The following is a 16,023-nucleotide window of genomic DNA, read 5'->3' as shown; positions in this document are numbered from 1 at the left end:
CCTCGGCGCCGGCGACGGCCTCTACCTCGGGCCCGGCCTCAGCGTGCCGCGCCGCAGTTCTCCGCGCGGGCATACGCGGCGCCGCCGTCCTCGGCCCCGCCCTACTCCGCGCCGCCGTTCTCCGCACCGCCGTTCTCAGCGCCGCCCGGCTCGACGCGGGCGTTCCCGGCGCCGCCCGGTCCGGGGCAGCCCGCCGGGATGCCGGGGCACTGGCCGGTGCCGCCGGCGGTCCCCGCGCCCCAGGTGCCGCCGCGACCGCGCCGCCGCGGGCTGGTCGCGACCGGATTCGTCGCCGCGGTCGCGCTCGTCCTCGTCCTCGCCGTGTGGGTCGCCTCCGCGGGGCCCGCCGGCCGGCACGACTTCACCGGCTCGGGCCACGCGCTGCCGGGCCGCTCCGCCGCGGCGGCCGGCAGCGTGCCCGGGGCCAAGGGCGAGAGCACCGTCTCCGACAAGATCCTCGCGACGCTGTCCAAGCAGTCCACGGCGCTGCTCGCGGGCGACCGCGCCGGCTACCTCACCGGGGTCGGCGGCGGGCTGCAGGACGGGTTCACCCGGCGGTTCGGCTCGTTGCGCGCGATGGGCGTGCAGACCTGGAAGCCGACGCTCGTGGACAAGCCCGCGCAGAACGCCGACGGCACCTGGTCGGTGCTCGTGCGCAACGACTACTGCTTCGGCAAGGGCTGCACCCAGCTGTTCCCGCAGGTCGTGCAGACCTCGTGGACCGTCACCGGGGACGAGGCGTCGGTCGCGAAGTACGAGAAGAGCTCCGAGCCGTGGGACGCCTCCGCGCTGCAGGCGGTCACCGGACGGCGGGTCATCGTCGCCGGTTCGGCGGCCAACGCGAGCAGGCTGCAGCGGGTGCTGACCAAGGCCGACGCGGCCGCGGACGTGGCCGACCGCTACGCGCACTGGGACCCGCCGCCGAAGTGGTACATCGTCTACGTCGCCGGCGACGGCGAGTGGACGACGTGGTGGGACAACGGCGGCATCGGGGCGTCGTACGACGGCTACTCGACCGGCCCGCGCGGCATCGTCATGCGGGCCGCCGACGCCACCCAGCAGTGGCTGCAGATCCTGCTGACGCACGAGTTCGGCCACGTGGTGACGGTGGGCGAGGACTACGGCACCGCCGACGACTGGTGGCTCGTCGAGGGCATCGCCGACTACATCTCCGACCGCGACGGCGCGGCGCTGCGCGGCCGGCTGCCGGACGTGCGCCGGTTCGTGAAGAAGGGCTGGAACGGCTCGATCACGCTCGGCCCGCCGCCGGCGACGGCCTCGAGCGAGGAGATCGACGGGCGGTACGGCATCGCGCTGATCGCCGTGACCTGTCTGTCGAAGAAGTTCGGCGAGCCGAAGATGCTGGACTTCTTCGGCGAGGTGGTGCGCAAGAACACGCCGCTGGAGTCCGCCTCGACCTCGGTGCTGGGCAGCGAGTGGGCCGGCGTGGCGTCGGCGTGCGCCGGCCAGGTGCGCAACTCCTGATCACCGGCGAGCGGCGCCGCCCGGCGCGACGCGGCAAGCGGCGCGCCGGGGCGGCGAGTAGTCGGGTGCCGGTCAGACGAACCAGTGCCGCGCCAGCAGTTCGAAGGAGCGGACCCGGTCCGCGTGGTCGTGGGTGATGGTCGTGACCAGCAACTCGTCGGCGTCGGTCGCGGCGCGCAGGATCGACAGGTGCTCCGCCACCTCCGCCGGGGTGCCGACGAACTGCGTGTCCAGGCGATCCTGGACCAGAGCCTGCTGCTGCGCGGTGAGCGGCGTGGCCCGCGCCTCGGCCGGGGTCGGGAACGGGATCGCGCCGCGGCCCGAGCGGATGCTGTGCACCCAGTGCCCGTACGGGGTGGCGAGCTCCCGCGCCTCGCTCGTCGTCGGGGCGACGACGACGTCGGCGGAGACGAGGACATACGGGCGGTCGAGGACCTCCGACGGGCGGAATGCCGAGCGGTAGTGGCCCACCGCCTCCAGGACGGTGGCCGGGGAGACGTGGTAGTTGGCGGCGAACGGCAGGCCCCGCTCCCCCGCCACCTGCGCGCTCTGCCCGGCGCTGCTGCCCAGGATCCACAGCTCCGTCTTCGCACCCTCGCCGGGGGTGACGTGCACGTCGATGCCGTCGCGGGCGTAGGTGCCGGCGGTCAGCGCGCGGATGTCGTCGACGACCTCGGCGAAGTCCGGGGACTGCGCGCCCGGCTGCTGCTGCAGGTCGGCCTGCAGTGACCAGCGCGGGGACGCGACGATCGAGGTGAAGTCGAACGGGGGCGGGATCAGCAGGCCGTCGACGACGCGGGACTCGGTGCGCGGGGCCTGGCGGGGCTTGGCAGCGCCTCCGATGGCCGCCAGCGCCTCCGTGCGGCGCTGGCCCGAGCGGCCGAGGCCGAGGTCCAGCCGGCCCGGGAACACGGCGTCGAGCAGGCCGAAGCTCTCCACGATGGACAGCGCGGTCTGGTGGCCGACCTGCACGGCGCCGGAGCCGACCCGAATCCGGTCCGTGGCCGCGGCGATGAGGCCGATGAGCACGGCCGGGGCGGCGCTGGCCACGCCGTCGGTGAAGTGGTGCTCGGCGACCCAGTACCGGTTGTAGCCGAACGACTCCGCGCGCCGGGCGAGGTCGATGCTGTTGCGCAGCGCGCTGCCGGCATCGCTGCCGGACGGGACCGGCGCGAGGTCCAGAATGGACAGTGGAACTGCGGTCATGACGGCCTCCCCAGGACGCCTTCGGCGAAGGCGTGTGCCTCTTCCAGATGCGGATAACCGGACAGAATGAACTCGGAGATGCCGGCCTCGCGGTACTCCTCGATGCGCGCGGCCACCTCGGCGTGGCTGCCCACGAGAGCCGTGCCGGCGCCGCCGCGCACGAGGCCGATGCCGGCCCACAGGTTGGGCGCGACGACGAGGCGGTCGCGGGAGCCGCCGTGCAGGTCGAGCATGCGCCGCTGGCCCTCGGACTCGAGCGCCCGCAGGCTCTGCTGGCGCTGCCGTACCGTCTCCTCGTCCAGGCCCGCGATGAGCCGCTCGGCGTCGTCCCAGGCGCGGTCGGCCGTGTCACGGGTGATGACGTGCAGCCGGATGCCGAAGCGGAGCGACCGGCCGTGGGCATCGGCCTCGACGCGCACCTTGGCGATCTTCTCGGCCACCTGCTCGACCGGTTCACCCCAGGTGAGGTAGACGTCGGCGTGCCGGGCGGCGAGGCGCACCGCGGCCGGCGAGGAGCCGCCGAGGTACACGGCCGGGATGGTCTGCGGCGGCTCGCGCAGCAGGCCGCCCTCGACCGTGTAGTGCGGCCCGGCATGGTCGAAGCGCTCGCCGCGCCACGCGGCGCGGACCACGTCGAGGAACTCGCCGGCCCGCTCGTAGCGGGCGTCGTGGTCGAGGAGGTCGCCGTAGCCGCGCTGCTCGTCCGCGCTGGAGCCGATGACGACGTTGAGCAACAGCCGGCCGGCGGACAGCCGCTGGAACGTGGCGGCCATCTGCGCGGCGAGCACCGGGGTGATGAGCCCGGGCCGGAACGCGACGAGGAACTTCAGGCGCCGCGTCTGTGCGATGAGCGCGGCCGTGGTGAGCCAGGCGTCCTCGCAGTGCGCGCCGGTGGGGGTCAGCACCCCGGCGTAGCCGAGCCGGTCGGCGGCGCGGGCGATGTCGGCGAGGTACTCCAGGGTCGGCTCCCGGTGCGTGGCCGAGTGCGGCGACGCGGTGACGTCCCGCGCGCCGATGACGCCGCCGTGGCTGCCCGCGCCCACGGCCCGGTCGTCGCCGCCGGTGGGCAGGAACCAGTGGAAGACGGGGTCAGTCATGGGCGAGCCCGAGGTGGCCGCGCATCGTCCAGCGCCACGGTCAGGTGCAGTCGTTCGGTCATGCGAATCCTCCGTGCTCCGCGATGAAGCCGACTAATCCTACGTGCAAGCTATGAATTGTGCCAGGGGTTCGTGACTCAAACCTCGGTTCGTTGACACTTGTGCGGGCCCGCTGTTGCACTGGCGGAGACGCCGGTCGCTTCGATGCCGGCGTATCTTCCAATTCCTCCTTCATTGGGGCTTCTCCATGCGCAGATTTCTTGCCGGCCTCGCCGCGGCCGGCTTACTCCTCGCCGGCTGCCAGAGCGCGGCCGCCGATCCCGACGCCGGGGCCGGCGCTCCGGTCCAGGGCGGCAAGCTCACCTGGGGCATCGAGACCGAGCCGGTCACCTTCAACCCGCACCAGTACTCGCAGGCCAAGGCCCGGCTGCTGGTGTGGAACAGCTTCGAGGGGCTGCTCACGCATGACGACAAGGGCGGCTTCGTACCCTGGCTGGCCAAGTCCTACAGCGTCTCCGCCGACGGCCTGACCTACACCTTCAAGCTCCGCGACGACGTGACCTTCCACGACGGCGAGAAGTTCGACGCCGCCGTGGTGAAGGCCAACCTCGACCAGCTGCAGGTGCCCGGGTACGCCCCATCGGTGCTGGCCTCCCAGCTGAGGAACTACAAGGACGCCACGGTCGTGGACGCCACCACGATCGACGTGCACCTCAAGCAGCCCGACGTGCTCATCCTCGACTTCTTCGCCGCCCCGCAGGGCGCGCAGGTCTCGCCGAAGTCGCTCAAGAGCCCCGACCTCAAGGCCGGCGGGCCGGACGTGGTCGGCACCGGGCCGTTCATCCTGGACCGTTACAGCAAGGGCCAGGAGGTGCACTACAAGCGCAACCCGAACTACAAGTGGGCGCCGGCCAACGCCGGACACCAGGGCCCCGCGTACCTCGACGAGATCACGTACCGGTTCCTCAAGGAGTCCTCGGTCCGCGTCGGGGCGCTGACCTCCGGCCAGGTGGACGTGGTCGAGGGCGTGCCGGCCACCGAGCAGGAGCTGGTCAAGGCCGACCCCAACCTCGCGTTCAGCCGGTCGCTGAACAGCGGCACCGGGTACATCTACTACTTCAACCAGACGAAGGCGCCGTTCGACGACATCCGGGTGCGCAAGGCCTTCCGCGACGCCGTCGACGTCGACGCGCTGCTGCAGGGCGTCTACCGCGGCACCGCCACGCGGGCGTGGAGCATCCTCAGCCCGTCCGGGCCGTTCTACGACGCCTCGCTGGAGAAGACCTACGGCAACAACCCCGCGCAGGCCAACTCGCTGCTCGACCAGGCCGGCTGGTCCGCCAAGGACGCCGACGGCTTCCGCACCCGCGACGGCAAGCGGCTCAGCGTGCGCATCGTGCTCTCCGCGCCGTACGTGCGCGACAAGCGCGACATCCTGGCCCAGGCCGTGCAGGCCGCGGTGAAGCAGTCCGCCGGCATCGACCTGCAGGTCAAGATCGTCGACCCTGGCACCGCGACCGACGCGCTGGCCAAGAACGAGTTCGAGGTGTTCGAGAACTCCCGCGCCGACACCGACGCCGGTGCCGCGCTGAGCCTGATCCTGCCCAAGGGCGCCCCGATCAACCGGCACGGGTACAACTCCCCGGAGGTCGACCAGCTCGTCGCCCAGGCCAGCGCGACCGCGGACACGGCCAAGCGCAAGGAGATCTACCTGAAGCTGCAGCAGCTGACGGTCACCGACAACGCGACGCTGCTGCCGCTGTACGCGCCGGCCGACCAGATCGCGGCGCAGAAGAAGGTCGGCGGGCTCGGCTTCGAGCCGACCGCCGGGGTGCCGGCCAGCGCGTACAACGTCTGGATCGGCGCATAGCGATGCTCAAGCCGATCCTGCGGAGATTGGCCAGCGCGGCGGCGGTCCTCTGGGCCGCCGCCACCGCGGCCTACCTCGCGCTGCATCTGGCGCCCGGCTCCACCATCGACACGCTCGTCGGCGACGGTCCGGACACCCCGGTCATCCGGGCACAAATCGCCGCCGACCTCGGTCTGGACCGCCCGGCCGTGGTGCAGTACGTGGCCTACCTCGGCCGGCTGCTGCACGGCGACCTCGGCCGCTCCTACGTGCTGCAGCGCCCGGTGGCCGACATCATCGGCGGGCAGATCTGGCCGACGGTGAAGCTGACCCTGCTGGCCAGCGCGTTCATCGTCGTCATCGCGGTCGGGCTGGCGCTGCTCACCACCGGCCGGGCGCGCTGGATCCGCGGCCTGGTCTCGGTCCTGGAGCTGTCGCTCATCTCGGCGCCGACCTTCCTCATCGGCATCCTGCTGCTCAGCCTCTTCTCGTTCCGGCTCGGCTGGTTCCCGGTCTCCGGCGACCGCGACGCCTCGGCGCTGGTGCTGCCCGCGCTGTCGCTGGCCCTGCCGCTCGGCGCGCTGCTGAGCCAGGTGATCCGGGAGGGGCTCGAGCGGGCCCTGGAGGAGCCGTTCGCGCTGACCGCCCGGGCCCGTGGCCTGAAGCGGTCCGCCCTGCTGTGGCGACACGCGCTGCGCCACGCGCTGCTGCCCGCGGTCACGCTCGGCGGCACGCTGATCGGCTTCATGCTCAGCGCCGCGGTCGTGGTCGAGCAGGTGTTCGGCCGGCCCGGCCTCGGCCATGTCGCCACCGAAGCGGTCGGCACCAAGGACATCCCGGTCGTGCTGGCCGTGGTGATGCTCGCCTCCGCGATCTACGTGCTGCTCAGCACGATCGCCGACCTGGCGTACCTCCTGATCGACCCGCGGCTGCGGAAGGGCTGACCACCGTGGATATCTCGCTGCCCGTACCCACCACGGTGGGCGTTCGCGCCGGATGGCGGCTGCCGTCCCTCGTCGCGCCGGTCGCGTTCCTCGTGCTCGTCGCCGTCGCGGTGGTCGCGCCGGCGCTGCTGACCGGCACCGACCCGCTCGCCGCCGACCCGATGTCCGCGCTGCGGGCGCCGAGCGCCGAACACTGGTTCGGCACCGACCAGCTCGGTCGCGACGTGTTCACCCGGGTCGTCTACGGCGCCCGGTACTCGCTGAGCATTGGCCTCGCCGCCACCGTGCTGTCGGTCGTCGCCGGCGGCCTCGTCGGGCTGATCGCGGGGCTCTCCCCACGGGTCGTGGACGAGCTGCTGAGCCGGGCGCTCGACGTGCTGTCGGCCTTCCCGGAGGTACTGCTGGCGCTGCTGTTCATCGCCTTCACCCAGCCCGGCACGCCCAGCCTGATCCTGGCCATCGCGCTCGCGTTCGCGCCGCGCTACGGGCGCATCGTGCGCGCCCAGACACTGCTGGTGCGCCGGGCCGGCTACGTCGAGCAGGCCACGACGTTCGGGCTGTCCCGCGCCCGCCTCGCCTGGCGGCACATCGTGCCCAACGTGCTCGGCCCGCTGCCGATCCTGGCCACCATCGGCCTCGGCGTCGCGATCGTCAACGCGGCCTCGCTGAGCTTCCTCGGCATGGGCCCCCAGCCGCCGTCGCCGGAGTGGGGCGCGATGCTCTCGGAGAGCCGCAACTACCTGCGGGTCGCCTGGTGGTCGGCGATCTTGCCCGGCCTCGCGCTGACCATCACCGTCGTCTCACTCACCGCCGTCGGCCGCCGGCTGCAGGCACGCTTCGAAGGCAGGCGCTGAATGTCCGCGACAGAACCGCTGGTCTCGGTGACTGACCTGCACGTCACCTTCCCCGGCCCGGTGCACGCCGTGCGCGGCGTGAGCTTCACCATCGCGCCCGGCGAGTGCGTCGCCATCGTCGGCGAGTCCGGCTCGGGCAAGAGTGTGACCGCGCGTTCCCTCGTCGGCCTGGCCGGGGACACCGCGACGGTACGCCACGCCGGCCTGACCGTCGCCGGCCGGGACACGACCGGCTACACCGACCGGGACTGGCGGCGGCTGCGCGGACGCCTCGCCGCACTCGTGCTGCAGGACGCGCTCGTCTCGCTCGACCCGCTCAACACCGTCGGCCGGGAGATCGGCGAGGCCCTGCGCACGCACCGGGTCGGCACCGCCGCCGAGCGCCCGGCCCGGATCGGGGCGCTGCTGGAGTCGGTGACCGTGCCGGCGGATCGGGCCGGCGCCTATCCGCACGAACTGTCCGGCGGCCTGCGCCAGCGCGCGCTCATCGCCTCGGCGATCGCCGCCGACCCGCCGCTGCTCATCGCCGACGAGCCGACCACCGCCCTCGACGTGACCGTGCAGGCCCAGTTGCTGCGGCTGCTCGCCCGGCGCCGGGCCGAGGGGCGGGCGCTGCTGCTCGTCAGCCACGACCTGGCCGTCGTCGCCGGCATCGCCGACCGGGTCGTGGTCATGCGCGAGGGGATCGTCGTCGAGCAGGGGCCGACCGAACGGGTGCTCTCCGCGCCGGAGCACGAGTACACCCAGTTGCTCCTCGCGGCCGTGCCGGACGCCGCCTCCCGCGGGCGCCGGCTGTCCTCCCCCGGCCGGGAACCGCTGCCGCCGCGGCCCGAGCCCGGCGAGGAGGTGCTGTCCGCCTCCGGCGTGCACCGGCGCTTCGGCGCGAGGCACGCCGTCGACGACGTCAGCTTCGCGCTGCGCCGCGGCGAGACGCTCGGGATCGTCGGCGAGTCCGGGTCGGGCAAGACGACCCTCGCCCGCATCGCGCTGGGGCTGCTGGAGCCGTCGGCGGGCCGGGTCCGGCTCGGCGGCGAGGACTGGAGCGGAATCCCGGAGCGGCGCCGCCGTCCCCGCCGCCGGCGGCTGCAGGTCGTCTCGCAGGACCCGCTGAGCTCGTTCGACCCTCGGTACACCGTGGAGGAGATCGTCGGCGAACCGCTCCTGGAGCGCGGCCGGGCCCGCCGGGACCGCGTGGTCGAGCTCCTCGAGCGGGTCGGGCTCGGCGCGGAGTACCTGCGGCGGCGGCCACGCGCGCTGTCGGGCGGGCAGCGGCAGCGGGTCGCGATCGCCCGGGCCGTCGGGCCGCGCCCGGACGTGCTGGTCTGCGACGAGCCCGTGTCCGCGCTGGACGTGTCGATCCAGGCGCAGGTGCTCGACCTGCTCGCCGAGCTGCAGGCCGCGGACGGCACCGCGCTGCTGTTCATCTCCCACGACCTGGGCGTTGTGCACCATCTGGCGGACCGGGTGCTCGTCATGAAGGACGGGCGGGTCGTCGAGGAGGGGCCGGTGGAGACAGTGTTCAGCGACCCGTCGCACGAGTACACCAGGCAGTTGCTGGCGGCCCTGCCGTCGCTGGATCTCTCCGGTGCCGGCGCCCGCGGTCGCGCCTGATAGAGATGATGCTCATGAGCACCTCCCGCCCTGGGCCCGACCCAACGCCTGACAGCGACGTCCTCGACGCCCCGGTGTGGGCCGCGCTGCACGGCCCGCATCGCCGCTTCGCCGAGGTCATCGGCAAGGCGGCCCGGTTCCCCACCGACGTGTCGCCGTTCCACGCCCTGGCCCCCGACGCCGGCCCGGAGGCCTGGCCCGACCTGGCCAAGCTGACCGGCCCGGGCGCGGAGGCGGCGCTCACCGGCGACCTCCCGCCACCCCCGCCGGGCTGGACCATGCTGCGCCAGCTCGGCGGCGTCCAGCTCGTCGACGTCGCCCTGGAGGCCGCCCCGGACCCGGACGCGGTCGTCCTCACCGCCGCCGACGTGCCCGAGATGCTCGACCTGGTGGCGCGCACCCGGCCCGGCCCGTTCCTGCCGCGCACCATCGAGCTCGGCACCTACCTCGGCCTGCGCCACGAGGGCGCGCTCATCGCGATGGCGGGCGAGCGCCTGCACCCGCCGGGCTGGACCGAGATCAGCGCGGTGTGCACGGACCCGGCGTTCCGCGGCCGGGGTCTGGCGACCCGCCTGGTCCGCGCGGTGGCGGCGGTCATCCGCGCGCGGGGCGAGCGGGCGTTCCTGCACACCTCGGCCGCCAACACGAACGCGATCCGCCTGTACGAGTCGATCGGCTTCGAGCTGCGCAAGCGCACCACGTTCACGAGCTTCGTGTCGCCGCCCTGACCGCGGCGCGATCAGTCGACGGTCGGGGACCTGCGGTTGCCGCGCTTGAGCTCGTAGAAGCCCGGGGTCCGCACCATCAGCAGCATGCCGTCGAAGAGCTCGCCGGCAGCGTCGCCGCGCGGGACCGGGGTCACCACCGGGCCGAAGAAGGCCGACTGTCCGATGTGGATGTCCGGGGTGCCCAGGCCGCGGCGGCCGGCCCTCGGAAGTTCCAATCGACGACACTTCCGTCGTACCAATCGAGCGCGTAGTGCCGGGCTTTGCCCGCAGCCGGCGCGATCAGCGTGTTACGCTCGGCGCACACCGAGGTCGCGAGCGCTTGGCCATCAACGCTGCCGAATGACTGCGTAGCGGCCCGGTTCGCGCGCCGACGGCGACCTGCCGCAGCCCGGCGATCCACTTCTATACAGGCCCCAAGGCCGCGTCCTCCGCTCGCTCTGCACGGGCGACCGAGTCGATCTCGACCGGAGCTGCCATGACGATCAATGTCGATGACGCGCAACTGCGCCGCCATCTTCGCGATGCCGAGCTGCCCGCCCTGCTGATGACGGTGGCGCACCTGACCGGCGACAGCTCGATCCTGCGCGACGACCTGCGCTGCGACGGCTGGCTGTTCCTGCCGCAGGGCGGGCTGACCGCTGGGCAACGGGAAGAGGCCCGGTCGCTCGCGGCCGGCGTGCTGGCGCGGTTGCGCGAGGGGGCATCGGTGCCGCCGCTGGACGCGCGGACGCTGCACCGGATCACCAGCTGGGCGCTGGGCATGGACACCGCGGACCTGGTACCCCTGCTGGCCGAGGAGATCGTGCCGCCCGGCGCGGATGCCAAGGCACCCGGCTGGAACCGCGACGACCTGCCGGACGCGCGGGACGTCGAGGTGGCCGTCATCGGTGCCGGCATGAGCGGCCTGCTCGCCGCGTACCGGCTGAAGCAGGCCGGCGTGCCGGTCGTCGTCTACGAGAAGAACGGCGAGGTCGGCGGCACGTGGCTCGAGAACACGTACCCGGGATGCCGGGTCGACGTGGCCAGCCACCTGTACAGCTACTCGTTCGCGCAGCGCACGGACTGGCCGCAGCACTTCGGCACCCAGGAGGGGCTGCGGCAGTACTTCGCGGACTTCGCCAAGCAGCACGGGCTGTACGAACACATCCGCTTCGACACCGGGGTGCGCGCCGCCGCATGGGACGAGGCGGCGGGCCGATGGCGGCTGACGCTGGACACGCCCGACGGCGAACGCACGGTCACCAGCACCGTGCTGGTCAGCGCCGTCGGGCAGCTCAACCGGCCGCACGTGCCCGACATCCCGGGCCGCGACGAGTTCGCCGGTCCGGCGTTCCACTCCGCGCGCTGGGACCACTCGGTCGATCTCGCCGGGCGGCGGGTCGCCGTGGTCGGCACCGGCGCGAGTGCCGTCCAGTTCGTCCCGGAGATCGCGAAGACGGCGGGCGAGCTGCGCATCTTCCAGCGCACGCCGCCCTGGCTGCGCCCCACCCCGAACTACCACCAGCCGATCGCCGGCGGGCTGCGCTGGCTGCACGAGCACCTGCCGTACTACGCCGCCTGGCAGCGCTTCTGGCTGCTGGCACCGGGGCTGCACCGCATCCTCGAGGGCTGGGTCGTCGACCGGGGCCACCCGCCGACGGAGCGGGCGATCTCGGCGGTCAACGACACCCTGCGCGCGACGCTGACCGGCTACCTGCGGGGCCAGCTCGCCGGGCGCCCCGACCTGGAGCCGTTCGTGATACCCGCCTACCCCGTCGGCGCCAAGCGGGTCCTGCGCGACAACGGCAGCTGGATCGCCACGCTCAAGCGCGACAACGTCCGGCTGGTGAGCGAGCGGATCGAGCGGATCACGCCGGCGGGGATCCGAACCGCGGACGGCGCCGGGCATCCCGCCGACGTGATCGTCTACGGCACCGGCTTCGCCGCGTCGGAGTTCCTCGCCCCGATGACGGTCACCGGCCGCGGCGGCGTCGACCTGCACCGGTCCTGGAACGGCGACGCCCGCGCGTACCTCGGCCTGACCGTGCCCGGCTTCCCCAACCTGTTCTGCCTCTACGGGCCGAACACCAACCTCGCCGGGCACGGCGGCAGCATCATCTACATGTCCGAGTGCGGCGTCACCTACCTGCTCGACGCGGTCCGGCACCTGCTCGGCGCGCCGCACCGGGCGGTCGAGGTGCGCCGCGAGGTCTGCGACGCCTTCACCGTGGAGCTCGACTCGGCCAGCGCGGAGCGCGCCTGGGGCTTCTCGAAGACCGGCGGCTGGTTCATCAACCGGGCGGGCCGTTCGGCGCAGAACTGGCCGTTCCCGGCGCAGGAGTACTGGCGGCGCACCCGTCGTTTCGACCCGGCGGAGTATCTGCACCTGCCGTAGCCGGACTGGGAACGGCCGTGACGGCCCGGATGACCCGGCCGGCGTCGTGCAGCGCCCGGACCCCCTCCGGCAGGACGGGGTGGTACCACTGCCAGACGTGGAACATGTGCGGCCAGTGGTGCACGATGGCGCGCCCGCCGGCGGCCCGGATGCCCTCGACGAGCATCAGTGCGTCGTCGAGCAGCACCTCCTGGCCGCCGACCTGGACGAGCACCGGCGGCAGGCCGGCGAGGTCGCCGAAGACGGGCGAGAGTTCCGGCCGCCGAGGATCGGCGTCGCCGGCGTACCGCGCGGCCATCGCCAGGAGATCCTCGGTGGCCAGCACCGGGTCCACCGCCGCCAGCTCCCGGTGGCTACGGAAGGAGCAGGTGAGGTCGGTCCAGGGCGAGAGCAGGACGAGCAGGTCGGGCGCGCGGGCCCCGTCGTCGCGCAGGCGCGTCGCCACCGATACGGCCAGGCCCCCGCCCGCCGAGTCCCCGGCGATGACGACCGGGCTGAGCGGCGCCACGGCACGGATCGTCTCCATCGCGGCGAGGGCGTCGTCGAGGGCGGCGGGGAACGGGTGCTCGGGGCCCCTGCGGTAGTCCAGGACCAGGCAGGCGGCCCCGGCGAGGTCCGCCAGCAGGCCCGCGAGGTGCAGGTGTGTCCGGGCCGAACCGATGCAGTAGAAGCCGCCGTGCAGATAGAGCAGGACGGGCCGGCCCGCGGCGGGGGGACGGATCCAGGTCCCTGACGCCGCCCCGATCGGCGACGTCTCCGCTTCGGCCGGCGCCGCCGCGAACGCCTCGGCCGCCCTCTCGTAGGCGGCCCGCCGTTGCGGGACCGTGCCCGCACGCCCCGGCGCCGCCCGCGGCAGCATCGCCCGCACCAGCGCCGCCTTCGCCGACGGCCGATCGGACACGACCAGGTCTGGGTCATTCGCCGGCACGCTCGCCTCCTACTGTGCCGTGAAGCCGCCGTCGGTGGCGAAGTACGAACCGGTGGTGTTGGACGCGCGGTCGGAGGCGAGGAAGGCAACCAGCTCGGCGACCTCCTCGGGGCGGCCCAGCCGGCAGGTGGGATGCAGGAAGGCGACGCCGGCGGCGCCCTCCTCGGCCAGCAGCGGCGTCTGGATGAAGCCCGGTCCGACGCTGTTGACCCGGATTCCCTGCCTGGCGTACTCCAGGGCGGCGCTCTTGGTCATGCCGACGACGCCGTGCTTCGCCGACACGTAGGCCACCGACCGCGCGAAGCCGACCGATCCCATGATCGAGGCCATGTTGACGATGGAACCGCGGCCGTTGTTCAGCATGGCCGGGATCTCCGCCCGCATCGAGTGGAACACCCCGCTGAGGTTGACCGCGATCACGCGGTCCCAGCCGTCGAGCGGATATTCGCCGGTGAGCGCCCGCGGCCCGCCGATGCCGGCGTTGTTCACGGCCACGTCGAGACGGCCGAAGGACTCCACCGCTTCGGCGACCATCGCCTCACACGCCCGCGGGTCGGACACGTCCACCCGATAGGGCCGCGCCGACTTGCCGATGGCCTCGGCGACCCGGGTCGCCGCGTCGAGGTCGAGGTCGGCGACCAGGACGCCGGCACCCCGGCCGGCCAGCAGCGACGCGCATGCCTCGCCGATGCCCGAGCCGGCCCCCGTGACCAGCGCGACCCGGCCCGCGAAGTCCAGATCCGTCGTGTCTGTGAAGTCGGTCAAGTTCTCCTCCTGTCATCGTGCCGGCGCGGCACACCGTCACAGCGCACCGGTCGGACGCGCCACGGCGACGGCCGGCGTCTCGCGCTCCCGCCGGGGCGCCCGCACCGATCCGGCGACGCGGTGCGCCCAGGACTCCCAGTCCTCGAAGCCCAGGAAATCGCCCACCAGCCCGAGGTGCTTCAGCGGGTCGTCCACGAGGTCCTCGTACGCCATGGTCAGCAGCTCCCGCGGCCGCGCGTCGGCGATGGCCTGCTCGGCCTGACTGGCGAGGAACGCGCACAGCCCCCGGTAGCGCCGGACGTCGTTGCCGCGCTCGCGAAGCATCTCGGCGGTGAGCCGGCCGGGCAGGTAGCGCGCCACCTCTTCGGGCACCCGCTGGCCGGCGGCGACCCTGAACGGGTCGAGCCCGTACCGGCCGACGGACTCCACGCACAACTGCATGAGCTGGAAGCAGGAGTGCCGGCTCATCGATCGCGCGGTGTCCGACCAGTCGCGCTTCAGATAGAGGATCTTCGCGTCGGGGAAGCTCTTCAGCAGGTATGGGGCGATGTTGCTGGAGCCGCCGGAGCGCTCGACCCACCGCCGCCGGCCGGTGAGCGAGGTGAGCAGATCGAGGAGCATCCGGTGGTGCCGTGCCAGCGGCTGGGCCGGAAACCCGGGCACGAGCTCGGCGAGCCTGTCGTACAGGCCGTCGGGATCGGCGGAGATCTTCGGTAGCGTGATCGCGAGGATCTGTGGCAGTTCGGCGAGGTCGCCGGCGAAGCGGCCGTCCACCGGATAACGCACCTCGGGCGGCATGAGCCCGACCCGAAAGAGGGTGGCGAGGTGCGCGCTGGGCTTGCGCAACGTCGACCAGTACGCCGCGCCGGTCAGCACCTCCCGGCCGGCGGCCCGCGGTGCCACCCACCCGAAGAACTCCTGGACCGAGAGGGTCTCGGGCTGCTCGGCGATCAGGTCGGACAACAGCGTCGATCCGCACCGGCCGGTGCTGATGATGATGGCGTGGTCATGGATTCCTGAGCCCATCGCAAGTCCTATTGATCGGTGTATGCCAGTTGGTGATCGTGGGAGCGGAGGCCGCAGGCCTGGTGCAGCCACGGCATGACGATGTCGCGGACGGAGTCCGGCCGATCGACCAGGACGGTGTGCCGCTGGCCGGGCACGGTGGCGATCCGCGCGTGCGGCAGCAGCCGGCGCACCTCGGGGGCCAGCGCGCCCACGCGCGACTCGCCCCCGTACACGCACAGGACCGGACACCCGATCGCGGCGAGGCGCTCCTCGGCCGGCAGCCGGCTGGCCGGCACGTCGCGTCTGAGGCTCGTGGAGGCGAGCACGTCGCGAGCGGCCCTTGCCAGGCGGCCGACGCGCTCCACCCGTCCGGCGTTGACCTCGGCGAGCGCGCGGCCGCCCGGCAGGTACGCGGCGGTCTTGTCGAGCCACCCGGGTATCCGCTCGAGCCACGTCGCGGTTGGCGGCACGGACTCGACGGTGGCGATGGCGGCGACCCGCTCGGGGTGGCGCGCCGCGTAGCCGAACGCGATCGTGCCGCCGAACGAGTTGCCGAGCAGGAGGACCGGGCCGGTGATGTCGAGCGCGGCCAGCAGCGCCTCCAGGTCGTCGACGAAGTCGTCCAGCGTGTAGCCCTCCGGGGGGCGTTCGGTGTGTCCGTGCCCGCGCAGGTCGTACATGACCACGTTGAGGCCGGCCGCGGCGAGCGGGGTGGCCAGGGTGAGGTACCAGCTGGCCAACGTGTCCAGGGCCAGACCGTGGATCAGCACGGCGGTCGGGGCGATGCTGTGCGCGCCGGACACGCGTTCGGGCGGGGCGAGCTGCTCCACGTGGATGGACAGGCCGTTGGCCAGCACCTCGCTCATGCCGGCGTACCCACCTCGTCGAGCGCGGCGGCGATGTACTCGACGAGCTGGCCGACCCTCAGATGGCGTACCGAGTCCAGGTCGAGGCCGGCGATGAACTGGGCGAAGTTGACCGTGTCGCCGTAGCGGACCTGCAGGCGGCCGGCGAGGGAGACCACGTCGATGCTCTCCATCTCCAGGTCTTCCTCGAACCTGGTCGACATCGTGATCTCGCCGTCGACTCCGGCATGGTCGCGGATCGCGTGCAGCATCTCGGCGACCTCGGCGAGGATCGCGGCTTGGTCAGCGGGCATGTGATGTCCCTTCTC

At 73.1% G+C, this 16,023-nt stretch carries 15 protein-coding genes; 7 read left to right on the top strand and 8 right to left on the bottom strand.

Annotated elements, in window-relative coordinates:
- Positions 1 to 1,485, top strand: a 1,485-nt coding sequence (locus ABT297_RS13060) for a hypothetical protein (protein WP_350548301.1), incomplete at its 5' end; no start/stop codon positions are given.
- A gap of 72 nt (positions 1,486 to 1,557) precedes the next feature.
- Here ABT297_RS13060 and ABT297_RS13055 read toward each other — a convergent pair.
- A complete protein-coding gene (locus ABT297_RS13055; RefSeq protein WP_350548299.1) occupies positions 1,558 to 2,691 on the bottom strand; it encodes an LLM class flavin-dependent oxidoreductase in 1,134 nt (377 codons plus the stop codon).
- Positions 2,688 to 3,788 (bottom strand): LLM class flavin-dependent oxidoreductase, encoded by a 1,101-nt coding sequence (locus ABT297_RS13050; protein ID WP_350548297.1) that lies wholly within the window; start codon positions 3,786 to 3,788, stop codon positions 2,688 to 2,690. The genes ABT297_RS13055 and ABT297_RS13050 overlap by 4 nt, the downstream gene beginning before the upstream one ends.
- A 247-nt stretch (positions 3,789 to 4,035) precedes the next feature.
- Here ABT297_RS13050 and ABT297_RS13045 point away from each other — a divergent pair, with 247 nt between their 5' ends.
- From ABT297_RS13045 to ABT297_RS13025, 5 genes are read left to right on the top strand one after another with little or no spacing between them, the layout of a single operon-like run.
- The gene (locus ABT297_RS13045; RefSeq protein ID WP_350548295.1) at positions 4,036 to 5,658 is read left to right on the top strand and encodes an ABC transporter substrate-binding protein; all 1,623 of its coding nucleotides are present in this window, start codon (positions 4,036 to 4,038) and stop codon (positions 5,656 to 5,658) included.
- 2 nt (positions 5,659 to 5,660) lie between these two features.
- Entirely contained in the window at positions 5,661 to 6,581 is a 921-nt protein-coding gene (locus ABT297_RS13040; protein WP_350548293.1) for an ABC transporter permease, read from the top strand.
- 5 nt (positions 6,582 to 6,586) lie between these two features.
- Positions 6,587 to 7,435, top strand: a complete 849-nt coding sequence (locus ABT297_RS13035) for an ABC transporter permease (RefSeq protein ID WP_350548291.1) — start codon at positions 6,587 to 6,589, stop codon at positions 7,433 to 7,435.
- Entirely contained in the window at positions 7,436 to 9,046 is a 1,611-nt protein-coding gene (locus ABT297_RS13030; RefSeq protein ID WP_350548289.1) for a dipeptide ABC transporter ATP-binding protein, read from the top strand.
- A gap of 14 nt (positions 9,047 to 9,060) precedes the next feature.
- Positions 9,061 to 9,774 (top strand): GNAT family N-acetyltransferase, encoded by a 714-nt coding sequence (locus tag ABT297_RS13025; protein WP_350548287.1) that lies wholly within the window; start codon positions 9,061 to 9,063, stop codon positions 9,772 to 9,774.
- Between the two features lie 11 nt (positions 9,775 to 9,785).
- Here the strand turns inward: ABT297_RS13025 and ABT297_RS13020 are convergent, their stop codons facing one another.
- Positions 9,786 to 9,989: a mycothiol-dependent nitroreductase Rv2466c family protein gene (locus tag ABT297_RS13020; protein ID WP_502885561.1), complete on the bottom strand. Its 204-nt coding sequence runs from the start codon at positions 9,987 to 9,989 to the stop codon at positions 9,786 to 9,788.
- A 260-nt stretch (positions 9,990 to 10,249) separates the two neighbouring features.
- Here ABT297_RS13020 and ABT297_RS13015 point away from each other — a divergent pair, with 260 nt between their 5' ends.
- Positions 10,250 to 12,148: a flavin-containing monooxygenase gene (locus ABT297_RS13015; protein WP_350548285.1), complete on the top strand. Its 1,899-nt coding sequence runs from the start codon at positions 10,250 to 10,252 to the stop codon at positions 12,146 to 12,148.
- Here the strand turns inward: ABT297_RS13015 and ABT297_RS13010 are convergent.
- Genes ABT297_RS13010 through ABT297_RS12990 form a run of 5 tightly spaced genes read right to left on the bottom strand, consistent with a single transcriptional unit; the run spans position 12,045 to position 16,008 of the window.
- Positions 12,045 to 13,076: an alpha/beta hydrolase gene (locus tag ABT297_RS13010; RefSeq protein ID WP_350548283.1), complete on the bottom strand. Its 1,032-nt coding sequence runs from the start codon at positions 13,074 to 13,076 to the stop codon at positions 12,045 to 12,047. The two genes, ABT297_RS13015 and ABT297_RS13010, sit on opposite strands and share 104 nt — an antisense overlap.
- 9 nt (positions 13,077 to 13,085) lie before the next feature.
- On the bottom strand, positions 13,086 to 13,841 hold the full coding sequence (locus ABT297_RS13005) for an SDR family NAD(P)-dependent oxidoreductase (RefSeq protein ID WP_350548281.1): 756 nt from the start codon (positions 13,839 to 13,841) through the stop codon (positions 13,086 to 13,088).
- A gap of 36 nt (positions 13,842 to 13,877) precedes the next feature.
- Entirely contained in the window at positions 13,878 to 14,867 is a 990-nt protein-coding gene (locus tag ABT297_RS13000) for a sulfotransferase family protein (protein WP_350548279.1), read from the bottom strand.
- A gap of 8 nt (positions 14,868 to 14,875) precedes the next feature.
- The gene (locus tag ABT297_RS12995) at positions 14,876 to 15,715 is read right to left on the bottom strand and encodes an alpha/beta fold hydrolase (RefSeq protein ID WP_350548277.1); all 840 of its coding nucleotides are present in this window, start codon (positions 15,713 to 15,715) and stop codon (positions 14,876 to 14,878) included.
- The gene (locus ABT297_RS12990) at positions 15,712 to 16,008 is read right to left on the bottom strand and encodes an acyl carrier protein (RefSeq protein ID WP_350548275.1); all 297 of its coding nucleotides are present in this window, start codon (positions 16,006 to 16,008) and stop codon (positions 15,712 to 15,714) included. Before ABT297_RS12990 ends, ABT297_RS12995 begins: the two co-directional genes overlap by 4 nt.
- Between the last annotated feature and the right edge of the window lie 15 nt (positions 16,009 to 16,023).

The organism is Dactylosporangium sp. NPDC000555, assembly GCF_040300025.1.
Taxonomy (GTDB): Bacteria; Actinomycetota; Actinomycetes; order Mycobacteriales; family Micromonosporaceae; genus Dactylosporangium.
This window is presented reverse-complemented; position numbering and strand designations above follow the sequence as displayed.

What these genes read in the sequence shown, in the direction of transcription:
- ABT297_RS13055 (WP_350548299.1), bottom strand. Translation starts at nt 2,691, where the DNA reads ATGACCGCAGTTCCACTGTCCATTCTGGACCTCGCGCCGGTCCCGTCC.
- ABT297_RS13050 (WP_350548297.1), bottom strand. Translation starts at nt 3,788, where the DNA reads ATGACTGACCCCGTCTTCCACTGGTTCCTGCCCACCGGCGGCGACGAC.
- ABT297_RS13045 (WP_350548295.1), top strand. Translation starts at nt 4,036, where the DNA reads ATGCGCAGATTTCTTGCCGGCCTCGCCGCGGCCGGCTTACTCCTCGCC.
- ABT297_RS13040 (WP_350548293.1), top strand. Translation starts at nt 5,661, where the DNA reads ATGCTCAAGCCGATCCTGCGGAGATTGGCCAGCGCGGCGGCGGTCCTC.
- ABT297_RS13030 (WP_350548289.1), top strand. Translation starts at nt 7,436, where the DNA reads ATGTCCGCGACAGAACCGCTGGTCTCGGTGACTGACCTGCACGTCACC.
- ABT297_RS13025 (WP_350548287.1), top strand. Translation starts at nt 9,061, where the DNA reads ATGAGCACCTCCCGCCCTGGGCCCGACCCAACGCCTGACAGCGACGTC.
- ABT297_RS13015 (WP_350548285.1), top strand. Translation starts at nt 10,250, where the DNA reads ATGACGATCAATGTCGATGACGCGCAACTGCGCCGCCATCTTCGCGAT.
- ABT297_RS13000 (WP_350548279.1), bottom strand. Translation starts at nt 14,867, where the DNA reads ATGGGCTCAGGAATCCATGACCACGCCATCATCATCAGCACCGGCCGG.
- ABT297_RS12995 (WP_350548277.1), bottom strand. Translation starts at nt 15,715, where the DNA reads ATGAGCGAGGTGCTGGCCAACGGCCTGTCCATCCACGTGGAGCAGCTC.
- ABT297_RS12990 (WP_350548275.1), bottom strand. Translation starts at nt 16,008, where the DNA reads ATGCCCGCTGACCAAGCCGCGATCCTCGCCGAGGTCGCCGAGATGCTG.